Here is a 25174-nt window from a genome sequence, read left to right on the forward strand (position 1 = left end):
CGAACTGACGGCACCGACGCGCACCATCGCCGTATGAAACAATCGTCCCGGGCCGCGAGGATCCGGGATCCGATTTTGCCGTTTTCCGGGTGCTGCAGCGTGGGTCGCCTTAACCTTGTCGGTGTCGGATGAATACTCTCCAAGCACATGCGCCTGATGCCTCTCCTGGGGTCCTGCCCCCGGCGCCGTCAGTACCTCGCCGCCCAACTCCACGGCAATTGGCCTCTGGACCGTGGCCAGGGCCTGTCGCATCCTGCGTCGCTATCCGAAGAGGTGCCGCATGGCGATGAGTGCGCAGCGCTGGTTGACGATCACGGAGTCCCCGTTCCCTTGGGAACGCGAGGCCCTGGAGTTCCTGCGCGAGCGGCTGCCCAACCAAGACCCCTGGTACGCTTGGTCGAATGTCGAGTTCATCGACGACGAGGGCAAGGTCAATGAAGTCGATGCCCTCATCCTGTCGCCGCATGGCCTGTTTCTGGTGGAGATCAAGAGCCGCCCCGGCCAGATCGAGGGCGACCCGCATACATGGACCTGGACCACGGACGGGCGTCGTCGCACTGACGACAATCCGCTGATCCTCGCCAATCGCAAGGCCAAACGCCTCGCCGGGCTGCTCAAGCGGCAAAACGCGGTCACCCGGGCCCGGCTGCGCCTACCCTACGTGACGGCAGTGATCTTCCTGTCTGCCCCGGATTTGGTGTGGCGGGTCGATCCGGCCACGGCGCTGTCTACCTTTGGGCGCCGCCCGTCCAAATGGGGTGCAGGCATCATCAACACCCTGACGGCCGGCCTGCCGTCGGCTCCGCCGCGCGCCCCGGTGACCGCTGAACAGGCGCGCATGGTCTGCCGCGCGATCGCCGAGGCCGGCATTCGCCCGGCACTGCGCGAGCGCCGGATCTCGGACTATGAGTTGACGCGCGTCCTCGCCGAAGGCGATGGTTGGCAGGATTGGGAAGGGCGCCATGTGACCCTTGGCGTACCGCGGCGCATTCGCTTCTATCCCTACGCAGCGGCGGCCGGCGAGGAGGAGCGGCGATCGCTTGGCCGGCTGGCGGCACGGGAGTTCCAGGTCCTGGAGGGCATCGACCACCCCGGTGTGCTCCGAGTACGGGAGTACAAGGACACCGACCGCGGTCCGGCGCTGATCTTCGACCATGACCCCAAGGCGATTCGCCTCGATTTCCTGATGCGAGAGCATCTGGAGCGCATGGGGGTGGACCTCAGGCTGCACATCCTTCGCCAACTGGCCGAAACGCTGAAGTATGCCCACGGCAAGCGGCTCTACCACCGTGCCCTGGCGCCCCAGAGCATCCTCGTGCGTGACGTCGATCAGTCCCTCCCGCGCCTGCAGATCATGAATTGGCAGACCGCGGCGCGCGACGCTTCCACCACCGGTACGGCCCACGTCACCTCCGGCACCATTCACCTCGACAGCTACGTCGAGGATCCGGCCAAGGTCTACATCGCGCCGGAGGCGTTGAGCGGCGGCCCGCAGTCCGGCCCGCATCATGACGTCTTCTCACTGGCCGCCATCGCCTACCACCTGTTCACCGGACAGGCGCCGGCCTCCACGCCGCTCGACCTCGCCGCACGGCTGCGCGCCGGCGGAGGCCTGCGGGTGTCCGACGTGGTGGACGGGGCGATGCAGAGCCTCGTCGACCTGATCCGCATCGGCACCCATCCCGAGGTGCCCGCCCGCATCGCCTCGATGGACGAGTTCCTCGAGCGCCTCGCCGAGGTCGAGCGCGATCTCCAGCGCGGTGCTTCGGAAACCACAGTCGATCCGGCGGTGGCGAAGCCCGGTGATCGGCTGGAGGGCGGCTTCACGGTCGTCCGGCGTCTGGGCCGCGGGGCCTCGGCCGACGCCCTGCTGGCGCAGGCCGACGGCGCCGACGCGGAGGAGCTGGTGCTGAAAGTGGCGCTCGACCCGGCGCACAACGACCGCCTTGAGGCCGAGGCAGCGGCGCTCGCTAAGCTACACCACACCAACATTGTCTCGATCCGGCACACCTTGACCGTCGCCGGGCGCACGGCGATCCTGATGGAGAGCGCCGGCGCCCAGACGCTAGCGCAGGTCCTGCGCACCCCCGACGGGCTGTCGCTCGACCTCAAGCGCCGCTTCGGCGAGGAATTGCTGAGCGCCGTCGACCACCTGGAGCAGAAGGGCATCGCCCACCGCGACATCAAGCCCGACAACATCGGCATCACCGAGGGACGGGAGCGCCGGCGCTTGGTGCTGTTCGACTTTTCCCTGGCCCGCACCTCTCCGGACAACGTCCAGGCGGGCACCCGCCCCTACCTCGATCCCTTCCTCGCCCTGCGCCGTCCGCCGCGCTGGGACCTCAGCGCCGAGCGGTTCGCCGCCGCGGTGACCCTGCACGAGATGATGACCGGCGTGCTGCCCGGCTGGGGTGACGGGCAAAGCGATCCGGCGCTGATCGATGACGAGGCCACCATCGAATCCGGGCGCATCGATCCGCACCTGCGCGAGGGGCTGACCGCGTTTTTCGACAAGGCGTTGCGCCGCGACCCGCGCGAGCGCTTCGACAACGCCGAGGACATGCTGCGTTCCTGGCGCCGCGTGTTCGACGAGGCGGTGACGAAACAAGGGGAGGAGGGCAGCTTCGACGCCGTCGCCCGACGCCTCACCGCCGCCACGCCCATTGCCGAGCTGGGCTACGGCGTCGAGGCGCAGGAGGTGCTCGACCGCATGGGCGTGCACACCGTGCGTGATCTGCTGGCTGTGCCGCGCGGCTCCATCCGCTACCTCACCGGCGTCGGCGACCGCATCCGCAAGGAAATCCGCCTGAAGGCCAAGCGGCTCGCCCAACTCCGCCCCGATCTCGTGCCGGGCGCCCCCTCGCCCACCGACCCCGGAAACGCGGCGGAGACCGCCCGCGTCAGCATCGACCGTCTGGCCGATCTGCTCATCCCGCGCCGCCCGCTCGGCGAAGAGATGGTGGAGGACCGCGCGCTCGCCGTCTTCCTGGGGTTGGAGGAGACCGAGCCGTCATCCACATGGCCCACCGTCGGCGAGGTCGCCAGCCGCTGCAGCGTCGCCCGCACGGTGGTTGCCGCGGCTCTGGCCGCGGGGCGGGAGCGCTGGCTCAAGCAACCGGCGCTGACCGTCGTGCGCGACGAGCTGCGCACCCTACTGCGAGCCAACGGCGGGGTGATGACGGTGGCGGAACTGGTGCCGCAGATCCTGGCCATGCACGGTTCTCTGCTCGACGGCGAGGGGCGCCAGCGGTTCGCCGGGGCCGTCCTGCGCGCCGCCACCGACGCCGAGTGCGCGCGCGCTGAACCGCGTTTCCAGATGTTCGAGGGCGAGGCCGCCCCGCTGGTCGCGGAATCGGCGGAGCTGGCGGAGCACGCCCGGACCCTTGCCCACGCCGCCGATGCCCTCGCCGCGCAGGACCCGCTGGCTCCCCCGCAGCGGGTGTACGAGGAGCTGGACGCGCTGGGCTGGCCCGTCCGGGAGCAGGACGACGCCCCCCCCCGCCCGCCGCCCGTGCGGGTGCGCGCGCTGGCGGTAGCGGCGTCGCGCTCCGCCGCCCTGTCGAGCCGGGGTGAGATCTACCCGCGCGGCATGGCGGCCGAGCGGACACTGCGGCTAGCCGCCGGCTCCCTTCTCGGCCCGCACATGCTGACCGAGGCGCAGGTGCGCGAACGGGTCGAGGGGCGCTATGGCGAGGCGTCCCCGCTGCCCGGACGTCCGGCGCTCGATGCGCTTCTGGAGCAGGCCGGAACCGGCCGCGTCTGGCGCGGGAACGGTGAGGACGGCCCCGGCTACTACGCAGACCACGCCGGCTTCGGGATGTCGTCGGGACTCAGTTCGCTTCACCGCTCGCTGACCGACGGGCCGCCGGTGGAGCAGACGCCGGAGGTGGACGCCGCCCGGCACCTGGAAGAGAAGATGGCCTACGCACTGCGCAGCGGCGGTTTCCTGGCGCTGACCGTCGATCCCCGCCGCTACCTCGACGCCGAGCAGGCGCTGCTCGACCGCTACCCGCTGCGCCGGGTGAGCATCGACCGCCTGTTGCTCGACGCCCTACGCCGCGAGGCCGAGATCCGCAAGGTGAACTGGTCGCGGGTTCTGTGCGCCGACGCCGCGGCCCCGGAGACCTACGACGGCACGAACCTGCGCCGCCTGATCGGGTTCGCGCTGCCGGCGGTCGAGCAGGCCCTGCGCACCGCCCCGGAGCCCCAGTTGCTGGTGGATTGCGGGTTGTTCGCCCGCTACGACCTGATGGGGCGGCTGGTGGCCCTGCGCGACCTGTCCGGCACGGCGGGCGGCCCGCCCGGCCTCTGGTTGCTGCTGCCCCAGTCCGACGGGGGGCTGCCGACCATCGCCGGCCAACCGGTGCCCGTCATCGGCGGCGGGCAGTGGGCCCGCATCCCGACGTCCTGGATCGCCAACCGGCACCGGGCCGGAACGCGGCCGGCGGCGTAAGGTCGGTGGGATGGCGCGCATCGCCGACGGCGACATGACGCTGTCCATTCGCTACGCCGGCTACCGCCTCCCGGAGGAGCTGATCGGGTACGAGCTGCTGGTGACGATGGACGGCCGTCCCCTCGTCAACCCCGACGCCATCGTCTGGAAGCCCAAACCATCGAGTCGGCTTGCCTGGGAACGGCTCGCCCCGGGCGCGCTGCTGTGCGAAGGCGACCCGCCCTGCGCTTTCCTGTCGCTGTTCGAGCAAGCGCTTGCCACGAATCGAGGACAGTTCTGCACCTTCCCCGGTGACGACGTAGAGGTCGCTCTCTACCCGGATTTCGTGCTCCCCGTCGAGCCGATGGTGGGGATGAGGGACTGGGATGCCTGGAAGGCGCGCGAGGAGGCGCGGGCCGCCACGCCCGCCAGCGCGGACGACGTCTGGGAACTCCACCTCACCATCGGCTGGCCGCAGTTCCACCACCGCGAGCCGGGAGGGACCCTGGCGTTCCAGATGCTCATCCAGCGCCACGACCTGGAGGCGTTCGCCGCTGCCTTGCGCCAGGAGTACGCCACGTTCTCGGCGCGCTTCGACGTCCCGGGGCAAGAGCCCGCCTGATCCGTCCGCCCGGCCCCCGAGACGCGGCGGTCGCTCCGCGCGCCGTCGGACTCCCCCACGCCCTGCGCGTGTGGTACTCCCTTTCGCCTCGCCACATCCGCACCGGGTTCCCATGATCGACGCCGCCCTCCTCCTCAGCGACCTGAAGCGCCTGCTGCGCACGCTGGAAGCCGATATACGCGAGCGGGTGGAGGGATCGCCGCACGAGGCCGAACTGCGGGCGGAGTGGCAGGCGGCGCGGGACGCCAAGCGGACGGCGCAGGCGTTCACCGCGTGGCTGGACGAGGAGGTGACGCAGGCCGCCGTGCACTGGGTGCTGGGCTGCGTCTTCCTGCGCTTCGTCGAGGACAACCGGCTGGTCGAGCGGCCCTGGCTGTCGGGGCCGGGGGAGCGGCTGGCCCTGGCGCGCGACCGCCACGATTCGTGGATTCGCGCCAACCCCACGGGGGAGGAGCGCGACTTCCTGCTGGACTGTTTCGCCGAAGCGGCGGCGCTGCCGGGCCTGAGCGCGCTGTTCGACCGCCGCCACAACCCGCTGTGGCGGTTGCCGGTGTCGGGCGACGGGGCGATCGCGCTGCGCGGCTTCTGGCAGCGACGCGACCCGGACCGCGACATGCTGCTGCACGACTTCACCGACCCGGACCTCGGCACCCGCTTCCTCGGCGACCTCTACCAGGACCTGTCGGAGGCGGCGCGTAAGCGCTTCGCCCTGCTCCAGACGCCGGAATTCGTCGAGGAGTTCATCCTCGACCGCACGCTTGACCCGGCGATCCGCGAGTTCGGCTTCCGCGAGGTGCGGCTGATCGATCCCACTTGCGGCTCCGGCCACTTCCTGCTGGGCGCCTTCCGCCGCCTGTTCGCCCTGTGGACCCGTCACGAGCCGGGCCGCAACCCGCGCGACTGCGCGCAGCAGGCGCTTGACGCGGTGAGCGGCGTGGACGTCAACCCCTTCGCCGCCGCCATCGCCCGCTTCCGCCTGCTGGTGGCGGCGTTGTCCACCTGCGGCATCGCCAGCCTGCGCGGCGCGCCGGACTTCAAGATCTCCGTAGCGGTGGGCGACAGCCTGCTGCACGGCAAGCGCTTCATGGACGTGCGCGGCTGGCAGATGTCCTTCGAGCCGCAGGGCGGGCTGGCCCATGTGTCCTTCGAGGAGGACCGGGAGACGCTGGACCGCATCCTGGGGCGGCAGTACCACGCCGTAGTGGGGAACCCACCGTACATTACGGTAAAGGACAAAGCCACAAACCAAGCAGTGCGAGAGCGATATTTCACATGTCACATGAAATACTCTCTTGGAGTTCCCTTCACTGAGCGCTTCTTTGACCTTGCCCTCGACACAAATAGGTCCGATAAATCTGGATTTGTTGGTATTATTACTGCGAATTCCTTTATGAAGCGGGAGTTCGGGAAAAAACTTGTTGAAGCGTTTTTTCCTAACATTGACCTAACGCATGTTATTGACGCTGCAGGCGCGCATATTCCTGGGCACAACACACCGACAACAATTTTGTTTGGTCGCAACCAAACCCCTGCCGATCCGTATCTGAGAATACTTAAAGGAGTAAGGGGCGAGCCGGGAATTCCGGAGGATCCTAGCAATGGATCAGTATGGCTTTCAATTATTCGTCAAATCGATCTCGCATCCTCCGAAAGCTCTTTCATTACCGGGGGAGATGTTGCTCGATCCGCGCTTTATCAGCATCCATGGAGCATGGGTGGAGGCGGGGCTAGCGACCTGAAGGAGCTCATCGAAGGCTCAACTGCCGCATCAACCCTTGCCAGTCACACAAAGAGCATTGGTATTACATCATTTACGCTTGAAGATGATGCATTTATACAAGAATGGCGCGTTCTTTCCCGCGGTGGCATTAAAAATATACATATGCGCCGCATGATAGTTGGAGATCGCCTGAGGGATTGGAGCATAGACGTTGCTGAGTATGCTGTTTTTCCTTACGGGGACAACTTTAATGTGTTGGATAGCGCGCCGGATGACATTCTCATGTTTCTCTGGCCCTACCGAACAAATCTGTCAAATTGCAAAATGTTCGACGGTCGGACAAAAATTAGCGCAGGTCTAAAATGGTACGAATACGGTCGCTTGACGGCGTCAAAGTTGAGAACGCCACTCTCCATACCATTTGCATTCGTTTCGACACATAATCATTTTGCATTCGATGCAGGAAGCAGTATATTTAATCGATCTTCGCCAATAATTAAGTTGGAGAGTGAGAACTGCAAGGTACACTCTGCTGGCATTGTCGGAATATTGAATAGCTCTTGCGCCTGCTTCTGGATGAAGCAGATATTTCACAATAAGGGCAACAGAGGAATTGGAGGAGGAATCACTGACGAGACGTGGGAGCAATTCTACGAGTTTGCAGCAACGGGCCTCCAATCCTTCCCCCTCGCGGCCCCCTACCCCACCGACCTCGCCACCACACTGGACAGCCTCGCCCGCGACCTGACCGACACGCTGCCCAAGGCCATCCTCGCCCGCGGCGTGCCCACCCGCGCCGACCTCGACGCGGCGAAGGCGCGCGCCCTCTCCGTCCGCCGCCGCATGATCGCCGCGCAGGAGGAACTGGATTTCCGCTGCTACCGGCTCTACGGCCTGATGGAGGATACGGCCGAGCACCCGGAGCCGCCGGAGGTGGACCTGGGCGAGCGGGCGTTCGAGATCGTCATGGCCCGCAAGATGGCGGACGGCGAGTTGGAGACGACGTGGTTCGCCCGCCACGGCTCCACGCCGGTCACCGACATCCCGGCGCGCTGGCCGGCCGACTACCGTGCGCTGGTGGAGCAGCGCATCGCGCTGATCGCCGGGAACCGTTGGATCGACCTCGTCGAGCGGCCGGAATACAAGCGGCGCTGGCAGTGGGACGACCAGGGCTTCGAGGCCGGCTGGCACCGGCGGGAACAGGCGGCGCTGAAGGAGTGGCTGCTCGACCGGTTGGAGGACCGGCGCTACTGGTCCGGCGAACCGGCCCTGACCTCGGTCGCCCGCCTCGCCGACCGGGCGCGCGGCGACGCCGACTTCATGGCGGTGGCGGAGCTGTACACCGGCCGGCCCGACTTCGACGCGGCGGCTCTGGTGGCCGAGTTGCTGGCGGCGGAGTCCGTCCCCTACCTGCCGGTGCTGCGCTACACCGAGGACGGGATGCGCAAGCGCCGCGAATGGGAGGCGACCTGGGACCTCCAGCGCCGCGAGGACGCCATCGACGCCCGCACCGCCCTGCCGGACGGCGACCCCGACCGCCTGACGCCCGACGCGGCCAAGGCGCTGAAGGCCCGCGAGGTCGGCGACATCCCGGTGCCACCCAAGTACAAGAAGCCGGACTTCCGCAGCGGCGAGTTCTGGCGCCTGCGCGGGGGGCTCGACGTGCCGAAGGAGCGCTTCGTCAGCTACCCCTTCGCCGAGCGCGACTCCGACGGCAGCCTCGTTGTCGCCTGGGCCGGATACGATCACCTGCAACAGGCCACCGCGCTGGCGTCCTACTACTACGTCATGAAGGAGAACGAGGGGTGGAGGGCGGAGCGCCTGATACCGCTGCTGGCCGGCATGCAGGAGCTTGTGCCGTGGCTCGTGCAATGGCACAACAATTACAACCCTGACTTCGGCGTTGGGCTGGGAGATTACTACCGCGATTTCGTGGAGGACGAGGCCCGCTCGCTGGGCCTCACCCACGAGGACCTGCGCGCGTGGACTCCCCCCGCCCGGCCCGGCACCCGCCGTAGCCGAACGAGGGCATCGTGATGGCTCCGGAGCAGCCCCCATGTCGTATGTGCAGACGCTGGTCCCTTTGTCGGAATGGAAGGGCACCCAAGGTGGCGCCAAGACGCCGCCTAAGCTCACGCGCCTGGATCGTCTCGAGTCCGACGATCTCCTTGCCGCGCTCGGCGCATTTCGGGTCGACGACCTCGATCCCATCGTCAGGATCCTGACGGAAAAGGAATTCGTCACCCGCGAGAAGCCGCTGAAGGATCAGGACGTCTTCAAGCGGCATGCGCCGAACCACCGCCATTACCTGGCGGAGATCGTTGATGAAATCCGCTGGTACGGAAGTCACGACATCACCGACGCGAAGGAGCCCAGGTCCTACCGTGCGATTGTCGCAGAGCTGTGTGGGCGGGCCAAGATCGAGGTTGGCGAGAACACGTCGGTGTTGGACATGGAACGTCTTCTCCTGCGCAACCGTGTCGAGGCGGAAAAGGCAGGCGCCGCCTCCACCGGAGAAATGGCCCTGGGCGTGGCTAAGGCGGCCATCGGATTCGGGGCCATCCGCTGGCTGGGGGCCGTCACCGGCCCGGTCGGCCTTGGCCTTACCGCCGCCTGGGCCGTGTGGGACCTGTTCGGCCCCAACTACAAGATGACCGCACGATGCGTTTTGACCATCGCCGAGGCACGCCTGCGGCTGTGGTGCGCCGCCGTGGCCGACGAAGTCGAGGGGTGAGGAATGCTGTATCAGATCACCGTCGAAATGCCCGCTTACATCAAGACGGCACTCGACGCAGGCGTCTATGAACTCGTTGGCAGCGTCGTCCGGGACGTCAAAACGAAAACCGTGGTGATGTGGCTGCCCTCTGCCAGCGATCCGGAGATGCGGCAGTTCGTCGGCCAGCCCCAGCGCATTCCCGGATTGGAGGCCGTGGCGGGGCTACAGGTGCTCAACACGGCCATCATGGTCGCGGGTTTCGCCATGCTGTCGATGAAGATGGATGGGCTGTCGCGGCAGTGTGACGCCATCCTCGACCGGGTCGGAACCATCGATCATCACTTGCAGTGGCTGCGCGAGGCCGGCGTAGCAACGATCCAGGCGAAGCTGCACGCGGCCCTCGAGGGCGCCCATACCGCCCATCGCCTGGGTCAATCGGTTCTGCCGTACGATACGGCCATCAACGAGGCCGCTTTGTTCTTCCGGCGCATGCTCGGCAATATGATCAGCCGTGGCGACGCCGCGAAGGATGCCGAGATGTTCGATGTGCTGCTGACCCAGCACGCCCTATCCGTCGTCGCCCGGGCGCGCAGCCATTGGCTGTTGCTGGGACCAGCAGCGGGCCTCGATGCGCTGAACCAGGGTCGGCAGGCGCACACCGAGCTTGCCTCCGCCTTCCAACGGGCTCTGCGGGATTCGGAATCCGGGCTTGCCTTGGCGCTCGACCTGACGGCTGATCGGCGCCAGCGGCTAAAGACGACAGCCACGCTCTTTGGTTACGTCACGCACCGACTGACGGAGCGGCACGAGGAACTGGCCAGCTGCGCAGCCATCGGGTTGGAAGCTCCGGCCGACCCGGAGACCCTGCGCCAACTGGAGGCGCACAACTCCGCGTGCCTGGTCATTGCCCCTGTCGCACAAGGAGAATCGGTTCCGGTACCGATCCCGACCTGATCGGACCCACGCGGCGGAGGCGTGACAGCGGCGGGGCAACCCTCTTATGGTTGTTCCCCATTTTCGGACCAGAGCAGACCGCGCATGACGACGCAGCCCCAGACCCTGATCAAGGACCTGATCCGCATCCCGGAGCGGGTGCACCAGGGCGACTTCGTGCTGAAGCTGGCCGATGGGCTGGAGCATGCCAAAGCGACGGTGCGCGACTACGTCGTCACACCGCAGCTGAAGGAGTGCTTCGACGACGCCATGGGCTTCATCGAGGGCGCGGTGGCCGAGGGCACCAGCAAGGCGGCCTACCTGCACGGCTCCTTCGGATCGGGCAAGAGCCATTTCATGGCTGTGCTCAACCTGCTGCTGGCCGGCAATCTGGACGCCCGCTCCATCCCGGAGTTGGCCGACGTGGTGGTCCGCCACGACGGCTGGGTCAAGGGGCGGCGCTTCCTGATGGTGCCCTATCACATGATCGGGGCGTACGATCTGGAATCGGCGGTGCTGGGGCAGTACGCCGACCACGTGCGCCGCCTACACCCCGACGCGTCGCTGCCCGGATTCTACCTGTCGGAATCGCTGTTCCGCGACGCCGAGGGGCTGCGCGCGCAGCTCGGCGACGAGGCGTTCTTCCGCGGCCTAAAATCCAAGGCGCCGGTCGACACCGGTTGGGGTACACTGAACGGCGAGAGCCCGTGGAACGCCGCGAGCTTCGACGCCGCCATGCTGGAGCCCCCGACGAGCGACGAGCGGGTGCGGCTGATCGCCGATCTCGTGCATTCCTACTTCGGCTCCTACGCCCATGTGTCGGCCAACAAGGGGCAGGCGTTCGTCTCCCTGGACGAGGGGCTGGCGATCATGAGCCGCCACGCCCAGACGCTGGGCTACGACGCAGTCATCCTGTTCCTGGACGAGCTGATCCTATGGCTGGCCACCCAGGCCGCCAACGTCGATTTTGTGTCCCGCGAGGGATCCAAGCTGTCGAAGCTGGTGGAGGCGCTGCACGCCCGGCCGATTCCGTTGGTTAGCTTCATCGCCCGCCAGCGCGACCTGCGCGAACTGGTCGGCCAGAACCTCGCCGGATCCCTGCACCTCCAGTTTTCCGACGTCCTGAAGCACTGGGAAGCGCGCTTCCACCGCATCACGCTTGAGGACCGCAACCTTCCGGTCATCGCCCAGAAGCGCGTCCTGCGCCCGATGTCGCCGTCGGCCGAGGTGACGCTGGGCGCCGCCTTCGAGGAGTTCCTGAAGGTCCGGCGCGAGGTGCTGGACACGCTGCTCGGCTCCACCGGCGAGCAGACCATGTTCCGGCAGGTCTATCCCTTCAGCCCCGCCCTGGTGCAGGCGCTGATCGATGTGTCCTCGGTGCTTCAGCGCGAGCGAACGGCGCTGAAGCTGATGTCTCAGCTACTGGTCGATCGGCGCGACGAGCTGACGCTGGGGCAGATCATTCCCGTGGGCGACCTCTATGACGTGATCGCCGAGGGCGACGAGCCGTTCTCGGACGCCATGAAGATCCATTTCGAGAACGCCAAGAAGCTCTACCGCACCAAGCTGCTGCCGCTGCTGGAGCGCCAGCACGGGGTGGCGTGGCAGACGGTGACCGACGGCACGGCCGAACCGGCGAAGACGCTGGCCCTGCGCAACGACGCTCGGCTGCTGAAGACACTGCTGCTGGCCGCGCTGGTGCCGGAGGTAGAGGCGCTGAAGGCGCTGACCGCGCCGCGGCTGGCGGCGCTGAACCACGGCAGCGTGCGGGCCCCTATCCCCGGGCGCGAGAACGCCATGGTGCTCGCGAAGCTGCGCACCTGGGCCGCCGAGGTCGGCGAGATCAAGATCACCGAGGACGCTAACCCCGTCGTTTCGATCCAGATCACCGGCGTGGACACCGACCCCATCCTCGCCAGTGTCGCCGGCGAGGACAACCCCGGCAACCGCCGTCGGCTGGTCCGCGCCATGCTGTTCGAGATGCTGGGGCTGCCCCCGGAGGGCGATGGGCTGTTTCTGGAATACGCTCTGTCCTGGCGCGGCACCCGGCGCCAGGTCAACATTGTCTACGACAACGTGCGCGAGATGAGCGACGCCAAGTTGCGCAACCAGGACGGCGCATGGTCGGTCATCTTCGACTTCCCCTTCGACGAGCCGAACCGCTCGGCGGCCGACGACATCGCCCGTTTGCAGGAGTTCAAGGGGTCCGGCGACGGCCGCTCCGACACCCTGGTCTGGCTGCCCTCGTTCCTCAGCGAGAAGGCGATGCGCGACCTCGGCATCCTGGTCAGGCTGAATTTTCTGCTGACCGGGGAGCGCTTTGTCGACCACGCCCGCCACCTCTCGGCGGTTGACCGCGATCAGGCGCGCGCCTTGCTTGCCAACCAGCGCAGCGTGCTCCAGCAGCGTCTCCGTGCCTGCCTGGAGGTGAGCTACGGCATTGCCTCGGATCCGGCCGACGCCGTGGTGGCACCGCTCGACTCCGCCGATCACCTGCAATCCCTGGGCGGCTTCCGCCCGACGCTGCCGGTGGCCGCCACCTTCAAGAGCGCACTGGAAAAGCTTCTCGACCAGCTCTTCGGCTATCTCTACCCTGCTCATCCCGCCTTCGACACGGAGATCCGCCCGCGCGCCCTACGCGCCGTGCAGGCGGAGATCGTCCGCGCCCTGGCCGAATCCGACGGGCGCGTCTTCGTCGCCGACAAGCCGGTGCGCGAACTCGTGCGGTCGATCGCCAACCCGCTGAAGCTGGGCGAGATGGGGGAGACCCACTTCGTGCTGGGCCACCACTGGCGCACCCACTTCACCCAGCGCCACGCCCAGCACGGCGGCGCCATGACGGTGAAGGCGCTGCGCGGCTGGATCGATGAGCCGCAGCCCATGGGCCTGCCCAAGGACGTGCAGAACCTCGTCATCCTGACCTATGCCGAGCAGACCAACCGCAGCTTCTTCAAGGGCAGCGCCGTCCTCCGCCCGACGCTCGACAGCCTCGACGACGATTTGGAGCTGCGCGAGCAGTCCCTGCCGCCAGAGGATGAGTGGCGGGAGGCGGTGCGCCGCGCCGGCCTGCTGTTCGGGCTGACCCCGCCGGAGGTGCGCAACGCCGGCAACGCCGCCCGGCTGGTTGCCCAGATTACGGAGAAGGCGGCGGCGGTGCGTCCGGCCGTCGACACACTGACGGGCGACCTCGAACGGCGCCTCACCGCCTTCGGCGTCGATGCCGATGCCGCCAACCGCCTGACCACCGCGAAGGCGGCGCGGGCGATGCTAGCCGCCCTCGCCGGCGCGTCCACGGATCGGGCGGTCGCCGCCTTCGCCGGAGCGGTGCTGCGGACCTCCGATACCGCAGTGGCCCGGGCGATGGCAACGGCGGCGGACGCCGACGTGGCCCTGCGCGATTCCTCCTGGGACGTGTTCGAAACGTTGCGCCGCCTGACGGATCATCGGGCCACAGCCGCCCGCACCCTCCTGGGCCGGGTCAGCGAGGTGCTCGCCGCTGACGAGCACGTGCTGGCGCTGAAGCCGGCGCTGGCGGAGCTGCACCGCTCGGCGCTGATGCTGCTGACCGACGTCGCCGCCCCGCCACCCGGCGGACCGCCCCGGCAGCCTCCCGTCGAGCCTGCTCCGGCGGAGCGGCCCCCCGAGGACTCCACCCCCGTGGAACCCGACGACGTCGTCATCACCATTGAGGATCGGCGCAATCTGTCGGCCGATGAGGCCGCGGTGGTGCTCGACGGGCTGAAGCGGACGGTCGCCGACCATCCCGACTACAGCATAAATCTCTCCTGGAAGATCGTCCGAAAGGGCAAGCGCGCGTGACGTTCCTGGCACCGACAACGGCGCAGATCCGCGCCCAGGTGGAGGCGATTGTGCGGCATGACCCGCGGGCGCAGGCACTGGGCATCCGCTCGCCCACCCGGCAGCCCTGGCCGGAGCGTCTGGAGTGCGCTGGCCGCGCCTTCGACGTGGTGTGGTGCGACTCCACGTTGGCGGCGCGCCAAGCGCTTTGCAACCGGGACGGCGATGCAGGGCTGGTGCTGCTGACCGCTCTGCCGCCCGATGCACTGGGCGACGACGTGGTGGCTCGCCTCGCCAAGGCGCGGCTGCTGACCGTTGAGGCGTGGGAGATGGTGCGCGAAGCCTTTCAGGCCCGCAACATCGACCCCCGCATTGCTGGCAAGTCGTGGCTGGCCGAGCTGATGTTGGAGCATGCGCACCGTGGGCCCTACCCACTGGTCCCCGGCGGTCTGCTCGACGCCGAAACCGCCTGGGCGAACGTGCTCGAGCGGGCGCTCGGCCTTCCCGTCGCCCGGCCGGACGTCGAGGCGTTGCTGCACTGGTGCATCGGCGACGGCGCTCTCTCCCGCTTCACAGCCTTGCCCCCGGTCGCTCGCAGCGGCGTCGCGGCTTGGCTGTCGGACGTCGCCGGTCCGGCTGGCGGTCTGGTCATCACCTGTATCGAAAGCGGCTTCGGGGCTGATGCGCTGCCGCTGGGGCTCGTTGCCGGCGTGGTCTTCGGCACCGAATGGCTCACCAGCGAGCTGACGGCCGCCTCGGTCCGGCTGGAGCCCTTTGTGGGCGGGCGGCGCATTCCCGCCGAGCATGGCCGCTCCTGGGCCGCCGCCGCCGCCCGCGCCTTACGGCCCCTCGACGAACCAACCCGGCGCCGGTTGCTTGAACGAGCCGATGCCTTGCTGGACCAGATCCATGCCCGCGCCTTCGCCGCCTCGAGCCCGGTGTTGCTGGCCGGCTTCGAGGCCCGGCTCGCCAGCTTCTCCGAGGCCCTGGCGACGACGCCACCGGCCGATCTGCGCGTCATCGAGGCCACGGCCGAGCGGATCGCCGCTCACGATCAGGCATCGGTCCAGAAGGGCCGGGCGGAGCGGGTGGTGATGGCGCTGCGCCTCGTGCGCTGGCTGTCGACGCCGCACGCGGAGCCCGCATCCTTCGCCGACGCCGTGGCCACGTATACCCTCGATGGTGCATTCGTCGACCGAGCCCGGCTGACGCTGGCCGGCGGCGACGAAATGGCCGCCCTGTCATCCGCTTACGCCGCCCTTGCCGCCACCGTGCGTGCGCGCCGTGAGGTGCAAAACGAACGCTTCGCAGGGCTGCTGCGCAGTTGGAACGTCGCCCCGGCCGCCGCCTGGCCTCTGGTGCCGGTGGAGCGGGTGCTGGAGGAGGTAGTGGCACCGCTGGCCAAATTGGCCCCCGTGCTCCTTCTGGTCATGGATGGGCTGAGCCACGCCGTTTACCGCGAGCTGCTGCCCGATCTCATGGCGTCGGGCTGGGGCGAAATCCTGCCGGATGGGCAGACGGAGCCGGCCTCGGCCGTCGCCATGCTCCCCACAGTAACCGTGGTGTCGCGCGCCAGCCTGCTGTGCGGGCGTCCACAGCAGGGTGGCCAGTCCACGGAGAAGGCCGGCTTCACCGACCATCCGGCGCTACGCGCGGAGAGCAAGGCCGGGTGCCCTCCGATCCTCTATCACAAGGGCGACCTCAGTGAAGGCGGCGCCCTAGCCCCATCCATCCGCGAGGCTGTGGGGACGCCGGCGCGGCGCGTCGTCGCTATCATCCACAACGCCATCGACGACCATCTCGACGGCCCTGAGCAGGTGCGTCAGCGCTGGAGTCTGGACGACCTGCACCTCCTGCGCCCGATCCTCCATGAAGCTCGCAACGCCGGACGAGTGGTGGTGCTGACTGCCGACCACGGCCACCTGATCGAGGTCGACACCCGCCAGATCGGCCTCGGGAAGGAGGATGGCAAGGGCGATCGCTGGCGACGCGCTGACGGCAACATCGGCCCCAGCGAACTGTCCTTCGCGAAGGGACGTGTCCTGACCCCTGAAGGCGACGCCATCGCCGTACTGCCGTGGAGCGAGTCCATCCGCTACGCGGCACGAAAGAATGGCTATCACGGCGGGGCCACACCCCAGGAAGTGCTGGTGCCGCTCGCTGTGTTGTCGGCGGGGGTGTTTCCCGTGGGCTGGGTGCTGGCGCCTCCCGTACAGCCGGAGTGGTGGGAGGGGTTGCCTCCCCCTGCGACGGTCGCTACTCCACGGCCGCGCCCAGAGCCAGTGGCGACACCGTCGCGCAAAGGACCCTCCGCCCAGCCCTCTCTGTTCGACGCCCCGGCACAAAGTTCACGCGCCGCGGCGCCCCTCGACTGGGTTGGGGAGCTCCTGACATCGCCGGTTTACGCCGCGCAAAAGCAGCTGGCCGGGCGCGGAGCTCCGAAGGACGAGGACGTCCGCGCCATTCTGGAGGCGCTGATCCAGCGTGGTGGCAAACTGAGCCGCACTGCATTGGCGCAGCGGCTGGGCGTCGCCCAGGTGCGCGTCGGGTCGCTGATCATGGCGACGCGGCGCGTGCTCAACGTCGATCAGGTGCAGGTTCTTGAGGTTGAGGAGGCTTCGGGCACCGTGGTCTTGAACCGCGCGCTGCTTGATACCCAATTCGAGCTGAAGGGGTAAGGGGGACGCGATGTTGAGCCCGCACAGGCGGTCGGAGATCATCGATGCGCTGCGGCGGGGCACGGTGCCGCGCACCGGCCTTGATGTTCTGGCCGTCGGCATCGAGCGTTTCGCTCCGGCCTTGGACGAAGAGCTGAGCGGGGTAGCGACCGGCCGCGGTGCCTTCAAGGCGGTGCGGGGCGAGTACGGCAGCGGCAAAACCTTTTTCGGACGTTGGCTCCAGGAACGGGCGCGCAGCCGCGGCTTCGCCACCAGCGAGGTGCAGATCTCGGAGACTGAGACCCCACTGCACCGGATGGAGACGGTGTACCGCCGCCTGACCGAGCGTCTGGCCACGCAGGACGCCAGCGAGGGTGCGCTGCGCAACGTCGTCGACGGCTGGTTCTATACGCTCGAGGAAGACGTACTGGCCGAAGGCAACGTCGACCCGGCTGACGCCGGAGCCCTTGTCGCACGCACTGACGCGCTCATGGAGCAGCGGCTGGCGGAGGTTACCCGGCAGGCCCCGGCCTTCTCGGCCGTGCTGCGTGCCTATCGCCGCGCCCTGGTGCAGGAAGACCAAGCGCTGGCCGACGGATTGCTGGGCTGGCTCGGCGGGCAGCCCAACATCGCGGCGTCAATAAAGCGGGCGGCCGGCATCAAGGGGGAGATCGACCATTTCGGCGCCACCAACTTCCTGACCGGGCTGCTGACGATCCTGCGCGATTCCGGCTACGCCGGCCTTCTGCTGGTAATCGACGAGGTGGAGACGCTCCAGCGCATGCGCGCCGACACCCGTGAGAAGGGGCTGAACGCGCTACGCCAACTGGTGGACGAGATCGACGCCGGCCGCTTCCCCGGTCTGTTTGTGGTGATCACGGGAACGCCCGCTTTCTTCGACGGGCCACAGGGCATGCAGCGATTGCCGCCGTTGGCCCAACGCCTCCACGTCGATTTTGCCACCGAGGCGCGCTTTGACAACCCACGGGCGGTGCAGGTTCGTCTGCCCGGTTTCGACCTCGACCTGCTGGGCCGGCTCGGCGCCAACGTGCGCGACATCTACGCCGAGGGCGCGCCCTCAGAGGAGCGGTTGCGCCGGCTCGCCGACGACACCTACGTCACCGACTTGGCTCGAGCGGTGACGGGGCAACTCGGTGGGCGGGTTGGCATCGCGCCGCGCCTGTTCCTGAAGAAGCTGGTCGGCGACGTCCTGGACCGCATTGACCAATTTGCCGATTTCGATCCGCGCCGGCACTACGCGCTGACAGTGATTCCGACCGAGATGACTGCAGCCGAGCGGGCCGGTGCGGCGGCTAGGTCGGTCGACGACGTCGAGCTGGACCTGTGAGCCCATTCGACCGTCTGCACCCGGCCCTTCAGTACCATATCGTCAACTCGCTCGGCTGGACGACCCTGCGGCCTACACAACTGGCGGCGATCGATCCCGTCCTGGACGGTCGCCATGCCTTGCTACTGGCACCCACAGCGGGAGGGAAGACGGAGGCGGCGGTCTTCCCCGTGCTTTCGCGGATGATGAGCGAACGGTGGGACGGGCTGTCAGTCCTCTACGTCTGCCCGCTGCGCGCGCTGCTTAACAACCTGGAGCCGCGGCTTAAGCACTATGCCGGACTGCTGGGACGTACTGTCGGGTTGTGGCACGGCGACATCGGCGCGGGGGAACGGCGGCGCATGCTGCGTCAGCCGCCCGACATCATGCTCACCACTCCGGAGTCCCTGGAAGCCATCCTGATCTCGAGGAAAGTGGACCATCGCGTGTTGTTCGCCGGCCTGCGGACGATGGTGGTGGACGAGTTGCACGCCTTCGCCGGGGACGACCGCGGCTGGCATCTGCTGGCGGTGGCCGAACGGATCGCCCGTGTCGCCGGGTGTCCGGTCCAGCGCATCGGTCTCTCAGCCACGGTGGGCAACCCGGACGCGTTGCTGGGGTGGTTGACCAGAGGCGAGGGCGGAGCCGTGGTCGGTCAGCCTGCGCCGCCGGCGGGCGGCGACGTGATGCTCGACCACGTCGGGTCGCTGGAGAATGCGGCGACGGTACTGTCGCGGCTCCACCGCGGAGAGAAGCGGCTCGTCTTCTGCGACAGCCGCAGCAAGGTCGAACGCCTGGGCGCGCTGCTCCGATCTGCGGGCATGCGGGTCTTCGTCTCGCACAGTTCGCTCGGCATCGACGAGCGTCGCCGGTCGGAGGAGGCGTTTGCCACCGGCGAGGACTGCATCATCGTCGCCACCAGCACACTCGAGTTGGGAATCGACGTCGGCGACCTCGACCGCGTCATCCAGATTGATGCACCATCCAGTGTGTCGTCGTTCCTGCAGCGCATGGGCCGCACGGGGCGCCGCTCGGGCTCCACACGCAACTGCCTACTCCTGGCGACATCCGAAAGCGCGTTCCATCAAGCCACCGGCATCGTCCGACTGTGGGGCGACGGCTGGGTCGAGCCGGTGGAGCCTCCAGCGGACCCGCTGCACCTCTTCGCTCAGCAGATAATGGCCCTGATCCTTCAGGAGCGCGGACTAGAAAGCGGCGGCTGGAGGGACTGGCTCGGCCGCGTGTTCGACGGTGTCAACGTTCGGCGCGCCGACACCGTCGTCGGCCACATGCTGGACACTGGCATTCTTGCGGACAATGGGGGCGTCCTCGGCATGGGGCCGGTGGGAGAACGCGAGATCGGCCACCGGAACTTCTTGGACCTGATGGCGGCCTTCACCACGCCCCTGCTGCTTTCCGTACGGTTCGGTGCCGCGGAGATCGGGCAGGTCGACCCCACCGGCCTGCAGCGGGGCGAGGGCGATACTGCGACGCTGTTGCTGGCCGGGCGCAGCTGGCGCGTTGTTGGTGTTGACTGGGTTCGCCGCCTCGTGTCGGTCGAGCCGTCGAGCGATGGAGGACGGTCGCGCTGGATGGGAGGTGCGCGCAGCTTGGGCTTCGCCCTCTGTAGGGCCATGGAGCGGGTGGCGGTTGGTGACGATGTTCCTGCCAAGCTGTCCAAGCGGGGAACTGCCTGCCTGGAGTCGCTGCGCGAGGGCTACACGTTTTGCGACGGCGTCTCCCTGCCGCTGGTGGCCAGCGGCAACGGGCGGATGCGGTGGTGGACCTTTGCTGGAGGCCGCGTCAACGCCATGCTGTCACAGGCGCTCGGTGCCGCAGGCGTAACCACACGCGGCCACGATGACCTCTCTGTTCAGTCCGACGCCAAAGACGCACCGGTCATCCGCCACGCGCTGGACACCATTAACCCTATAAATTTCGAGGCTGCGGTCGATGCCGACTTGCTGCACGACCTGAAATTCGCGCAGTGCTTGCCCGACCATTTGGCGCGTGCAGTTCTGTCCCAACGGCTATCCGACCACGCTGGCGTGGCAAACACGCTTGCGCGGCCGCTGCGCTTTGTCACCGACACGATGATGCATGGGGGCGGGGGAAAGTGACCAACAGTCGAGCGGCTTGCAGTGGAGTTTCGGCTATAACCGATAGGAGCGCCTTCTTCTTCGCACACATCCGATGCTACCGTATTCTGCCCCCATCGTCATGCGCCCTCTCTCAATCGCGCGGCCATCCTCCCCAGCGCGGCGCAATCATCGGCTCCACCCAGCCGACGCGCAGGTGGCACGCGCGCCCATAGCCCCAGGCAAGCAGTGCCCGCGCCAACGCAAGAAGGTGATCAACCGGCGGCTCGCCACCACCTCGCGCCTCAAGTCCGCCGTGCAGACGGTAGATCGAGCCGGATTGCGTCAGCGCAACGCCGCGCGCCGCGTCGATCCGCTCGACTGGACTCGTGACGACCGGCTCGTCAAAGCCATCGACAAAGCCGACGGCATGCAAGAATGTCGCCCAAGGTGCGCTACGGCTCTCCCGCTCATCCATCCTCACGAACCACGCATCATCCAGCGTCGCCGTCGGCTGTCCGTCAACGGGACCCGTCCGCGCCTCCAAATCGATGTCGGACGTCAGCGACAAGCGCACATAGTCGGCGCGGCCGAGTAGTGACGCGAGGGTCGAAGGAGGGGGCAGATCAGTCTTGACAATGGATGTGGTCACCGATTGCCTCCAAGTCGCTCTATACGACCGCTTCCGCTTCTCGCCCCAAGTCAGCGCTCGATGCGACCCAAGAAGCATCTGCACCCGGACGCACCATCCTCGCACAGTAAGCCCTAGCGGGCCATCTCGAACAAGGTCGGCGTTAGCCGCTCAACGCCGACAATCTGGACCGTGGCCTCCAAGCCCGCCGAATTGCTGGGAAAGATCCCGCATATAAGAACGGCATTCGGTAGCAAACGAGCTATACGAGAAGCTGAGTGATTCCGTTTGAAGAGAGCGATGTATCAAGGTTGGTGACGAAACCTTCAAGAATCTCCATCGACGGCATTAAGGTCACCCAAGCCGCGTTACTGATGCCGCCTGACCAACCCGTCACATTGCGAGACGTGCCGGTGCCACATTTCGCCAAGCAGCACCCTGGGGTTCGCACTATTTGCAGTAAAAGTATGTGCCGGAGGCTGTGGGCCTCCGGCTGTGTCATTGTGCTACATCGGTGTTTTCGCTGTGAAACTTAAATTGAGCCTCTTTGCAAGCGCCTCGAGGCGATTGTGGACCTCAAGTTGCGGCTTCTTAAGCTTTTCAGATACCAATCGAACTTTATCTGTATCGATCTCCTCGCGTGGGTCAATGTGGGTAATTTCATGCCCAGCGAGGTTGATGACCGTATTGCTTTCAGAGAACGCCTGTTTTATCAGGACGCCAAAAGCAATTCGCCTCGTTTGCATGCTGCTGTCATTGATGAAGGTTTCTACAATCTTAAAGGCTTCGCTGCTCCCATTGAGCTCGAGTGCATCTAACGTGACTCGCCTTGCGTGATCATTGAGAAATTGCTCGGCCCAAAAGGACAGGTGTTTTACAGGTATAGCAGTTTTGAGTTTTGTGAGCGCAATTATACTCCAGCGGGCCGCTTCATGATCAGCTTGCGGATTGCTTATTACGGACATTATACGTGTGGCTGCGCCCGGCGCGGCGACCGAATAGTTCCAAGCTATCCATCCAAGAGCCCAGGCAGCAGCGTGGGCCATCGGTGCCGAGCCACTGAGGCGGTCTGCTAATGCAACAATAAGTTCAGAGGGGACAGTGAGACGGCGCTCATAAGCCAGTTCCATTACGGTGAGAGCTTGTGCTGCGGCCTCTCGCTCACTACCCGTTTCCAGTTGGTCTATGCACTTGCGGAGCCATTCGCTCAAGGCTGCGTCGTCATCGGGGGTTCGTGATCTGCCGAATTCACCGAGCAACCCACCAGCGTCGCCGCGTGTTTCTGCGCCTCGTGAAAAAAATTCTTGCGCCAGTGCATCTTGTAGAACAGGAGCCCACCGCGTGCTTGCCAGAGAAATGGTCGCTTCGGCCAGAGATGATCCATGAGTGAAGCTGTCATCAATCACGCTAACGTGAGAAGTAAGCGCGTGAACAATTTCTGCTCCTACATGGTCACTGACGTTTGGCTCATCAGATAAGCACTGCGCAGCCTGTATAGCGCGGGCGCGAGCGGCCTCGGCTGGCTCGCCAGGAAGGCAGTGGAGAATGGCGCCTAAGACGGCATCGACCTCTTTATCCGGGCAAATGGCAACGCACAAACGTAGCGGCTCCCGCCAGCTCTCAATGACAGAAAATTCGGGTGAGACTTCTTCAAAGTCTTGATAGCTTGAACTCTCTTCAATGCGTCCGGCGAGCGGCGCAATGCTGAGAGCAAGGCTTTGAGCTGAGTCATGGCCTGGGTAGCGGCCGTTTACCAACGCTTGGGCCGCGAGATACTCCTGAAAGGATAAATGGCGGAACTCGTAGACTGGTACTTGGCGTCCGCCATACCGGGTCCGCCCGGCTTCGATCAGAATGCCCGTGCGTCGCTCCAATAAACACAGGAAATCCTCGGGTGTATGGTTCCGAGCAGGGTGGACATTGGGATAATCTTCTCGCATCTGCTTGAATAGCCGGATGACTTCATCCTCACGCAGATTCTGCGCGCCCTTGTCGCACATAGAATATGCGAGATACTCTAATTGTGGCAGTGCCTCACGGTAATCAATTGCCTCGTCAATTTCGCTTCTCCACTTAAGAAGTACCTGGACAGCCTCACCGTATAGATCAGCTCTGCGCTGCGGTAGCTTTCCAACGCTGCGTTTGACCAGTGCCATGGTGGTCAGCAGCATAGGATTGCTAGTCAGGCGCTCGATGCGGTCATTGCTGTGGATATCGGCGATTAGCTCGGCTGCGGCCGTCGCGTACCGCTCCGGGTGTTCGGTCAGGGCGCACCATCGGTGGGCAAATGCATCCTTCTCCTCAGAATTGAAGCCAGCGAGCGTTAGATGCTCGAAGCCACGACCCAGTCGCCGGCCCATCTCTCGATATCCGACGATTCGCGACGTGGCGATAACAGGCAGAGCCGGGTGGGCCTTGGTGATTTGCTCGATTTGTTCACAGAAGCGGGCGCGCACAACGGGGTCGGCTATTTCGTCTAAGCCGTCAAGAATTAGTAGAGCTTCTTTGGAATCGATCTTGGAACGCAGGAAGCAGTGCACTGCGGAGCCGTCCTGCTCGCTCAACTCCGCCTTACGAAGGGTGTGTTTGAGCACGTCATCGAGTGTGGCTGTGCATCCTACTTTGTCCAAATCGCGGCAGCGAACGAGGATTGGTAGCCAATTGGCATCTGGAAGCGTTTTGACATCTGGTAGTTCCATCCAGTCCGGATCGGCTCTAAGTCTTAGCAGGTAAGCGGTGGCAATCCAGCGCGTGAGCGTTGTCTTGCCGGCGCCAGGATCGCCGAGCACTACCAATCGAAGCGCCTCAGTCAACCGCTCACCGACAGAAACCCTTTTCGCGTCGGAGGCTTCATCGTCATGTTCGCCGAGACCAGCCCAAGTTGCCTTTCGACGTTGCTCCAGAGCATCCCAGGCTTCGTCGCCTTCTAGATCCGCAGTCTTCGCCTCCGCTTCGATGCGAACCCGCAGCGGCACATAGAGGCTGCGCAGTTCCAGTTGACGGTGCGCTACATTACGGTCTCGTTCTGGCAAGTTGGCGAGATCTATGATGTCGCAGCTCTCTAACAACAATGAACGGTAGCGCTGCTCCGCTGCACTGCGCTTGCGAGCTTCCGTAGCTTGCGACGGGCTGCCTTCTTGTGTGACGACCAGTGAAGTGGGCAAGGCGAATTCAAAGCGGCCGTCGTCGCAAGTCTCGGCGTCCCTTACCCACTTGTTCTGCGTTTCGTTCCAGCGGCGTAGGTGAATAACTCCGCGCCCAACCTCAAGGTCGAGCACAGAAAAGTTGTACGCATTGGTGTAACGTGGATTGCTGGGAATCCGTCGGTCAAAGGTGGCGCCAGCTGGCACAATAAGGCACTGCCCGTCAGTGCCATTCTCCTGACGGATTTGAGGGCGGTGCTCATGCCCCCACAGAACAATGTCCGCGGCACGCTTCAGTCGTGTTTCGACGCGAGCGCGGTCAAATTCCGCCATCCACTCGAACGCGTGATGCATTACGACAATACGTAAATCGCTGTCAGCAATTGCAGCTAACGCGTCGTGTATCTGTGGTTCACCAATAAGGAGGTGTCCGCGATCATCTACTTTATCATTTGACATGTTCCGACCGCACATCCAGGCCGAGTTGAGGCCGAGGAGCGCCACCGATCGATCGGCCACATCCAGGTGCTTGATAGATGCGTATGCCGGGTTCGGCTGGCCGGTATAGCTAGTGACAAATTCCTCGTAGGCGCGGAAGGGGCGTAAGAGATGCTCTCGGCTCTCCGCATCGGTCAGCCAGCTCTGCACGGCATCATCTGTCGATAAGGGAGTCTGGAGCTCATATGACAAAAATCGACTGATCGTTCTCCGGTCCAAATCATGGTTTCCTGGGACTAAAAAGAAGCGATCGCTAGAGAGGTCTAGAGCTTTCCGGATGGGCTCGAGTAGATGATTACGAAACTCGGTGTATTCCTCAGCTTTACCGTTATATGCGGCGTCTCCGCTAAAAACTACAAAATCGATTGATTGCAGTCGCGGATCAATTGTGCTGCGGTCTGCGATGTCGGTGAGCAACGCGTCGCGCAGCACAGCCCGGTCGAAGTTAGGGCCACGCTGATGCCAGTCGGATAGATGCAGCCACGAAATGGTCGCCATGTTGTTTTTCAACCCATACGGCTTATCAAGATGCACGTTTTTCGCGCGCGGGCGAGATAGAGTCAACCTAGTATCCTTGAAGGGGCGCTTGGTATAAGATGCCGGTTGCTTGAAGTTCTGG

The 25174-nt window shown here is 65.6% G+C and carries 11 protein-coding genes; 9 read left to right on the forward strand and 2 right to left on the reverse strand.

Annotated features, from left to right (window positions below; translation table 11 throughout):
- The first annotated feature begins 280 nt into the window (after positions 1–280).
- From pglW to ACRWK7_RS24155, 9 genes are all read left to right on the forward strand, one after another.
- Positions 281–4453, forward strand: a complete 4173-nt coding sequence (pglW, locus tag ACRWK7_RS24115; protein WP_431858859.1) for a BREX system serine/threonine kinase PglW — start codon at positions 281–283, stop codon at positions 4451–4453.
- Between the two features lie 10 nt (positions 4454–4463).
- On the forward strand, positions 4464–5054 hold the full coding sequence (locus ACRWK7_RS24120) for a hypothetical protein (protein ID WP_431858860.1): 591 nt from the start codon (positions 4464–4466) through the stop codon (positions 5052–5054).
- Between the two features lie 112 nt (positions 5055–5166).
- Entirely contained in the window at positions 5167–8811 is a 3645-nt protein-coding gene (gene pglX / locus ACRWK7_RS24125; protein ID WP_431858861.1) for a BREX-2 system adenine-specific DNA-methyltransferase PglX, read from the forward strand.
- Positions 8812–8830: 19 nt separating this feature from the next.
- Entirely contained in the window at positions 8831–9508 is a 678-nt protein-coding gene (locus tag ACRWK7_RS24130) for a hypothetical protein (protein WP_431858862.1), read from the forward strand.
- 3 nt (positions 9509–9511) lie between these two features.
- On the forward strand, positions 9512–10444 hold the full coding sequence (locus ACRWK7_RS24135; RefSeq protein ID WP_431858863.1) for a hypothetical protein: 933 nt from the start codon (positions 9512–9514) through the stop codon (positions 10442–10444).
- Positions 10445–10528: 84 nt separating this feature from the next.
- The gene (locus ACRWK7_RS24140) at positions 10529–14242 is read left to right on the forward strand and encodes a phage resistance protein (RefSeq protein ID WP_431858864.1); all 3714 of its coding nucleotides are present in this window, start codon (positions 10529–10531) and stop codon (positions 14240–14242) included.
- Positions 14239–16899: a BREX-2 system phosphatase PglZ gene (gene pglZ / locus ACRWK7_RS24145; protein ID WP_431858865.1), complete on the forward strand. Its 2661-nt coding sequence runs from the start codon at positions 14239–14241 to the stop codon at positions 16897–16899. Before ACRWK7_RS24140 ends, pglZ begins: the two co-directional genes overlap by 4 nt.
- Before the next feature lie 10 nt (positions 16900–16909).
- Positions 16910–18226: a BREX system ATP-binding protein BrxD gene (brxD, locus tag ACRWK7_RS24150; RefSeq protein ID WP_431858866.1), complete on the forward strand. Its 1317-nt coding sequence runs from the start codon at positions 16910–16912 to the stop codon at positions 18224–18226.
- A complete protein-coding gene (locus tag ACRWK7_RS24155; RefSeq protein ID WP_431858867.1) occupies positions 18223–20325 on the forward strand; it encodes a DEAD/DEAH box helicase in 2103 nt (700 codons plus the stop codon). Before brxD ends, ACRWK7_RS24155 begins: the two co-directional genes overlap by 4 nt.
- 112 nt (positions 20326–20437) lie before the next feature.
- On the opposite strand, the gene ACRWK7_RS24160 is transcribed toward ACRWK7_RS24155, so the two are convergent.
- Both ACRWK7_RS24160 and ACRWK7_RS24165 read right to left on the reverse strand, forming a co-directional pair.
- Positions 20438–20935, reverse strand: coding sequence for a hypothetical protein (locus ACRWK7_RS24160; protein WP_431858868.1), 498 nt, complete (start codon positions 20933–20935; stop codon positions 20438–20440).
- A 485-nt stretch (positions 20936–21420) separates the two neighbouring features.
- On the reverse strand, positions 21421–25053 hold the full coding sequence (locus ACRWK7_RS24165; protein ID WP_431858869.1) for a metallophosphoesterase: 3633 nt from the start codon (positions 25051–25053) through the stop codon (positions 21421–21423).
- Positions 25054–25174: the final 121 nt, after the last annotated feature.

This window comes from Azospirillum sp., assembly GCF_050789165.1.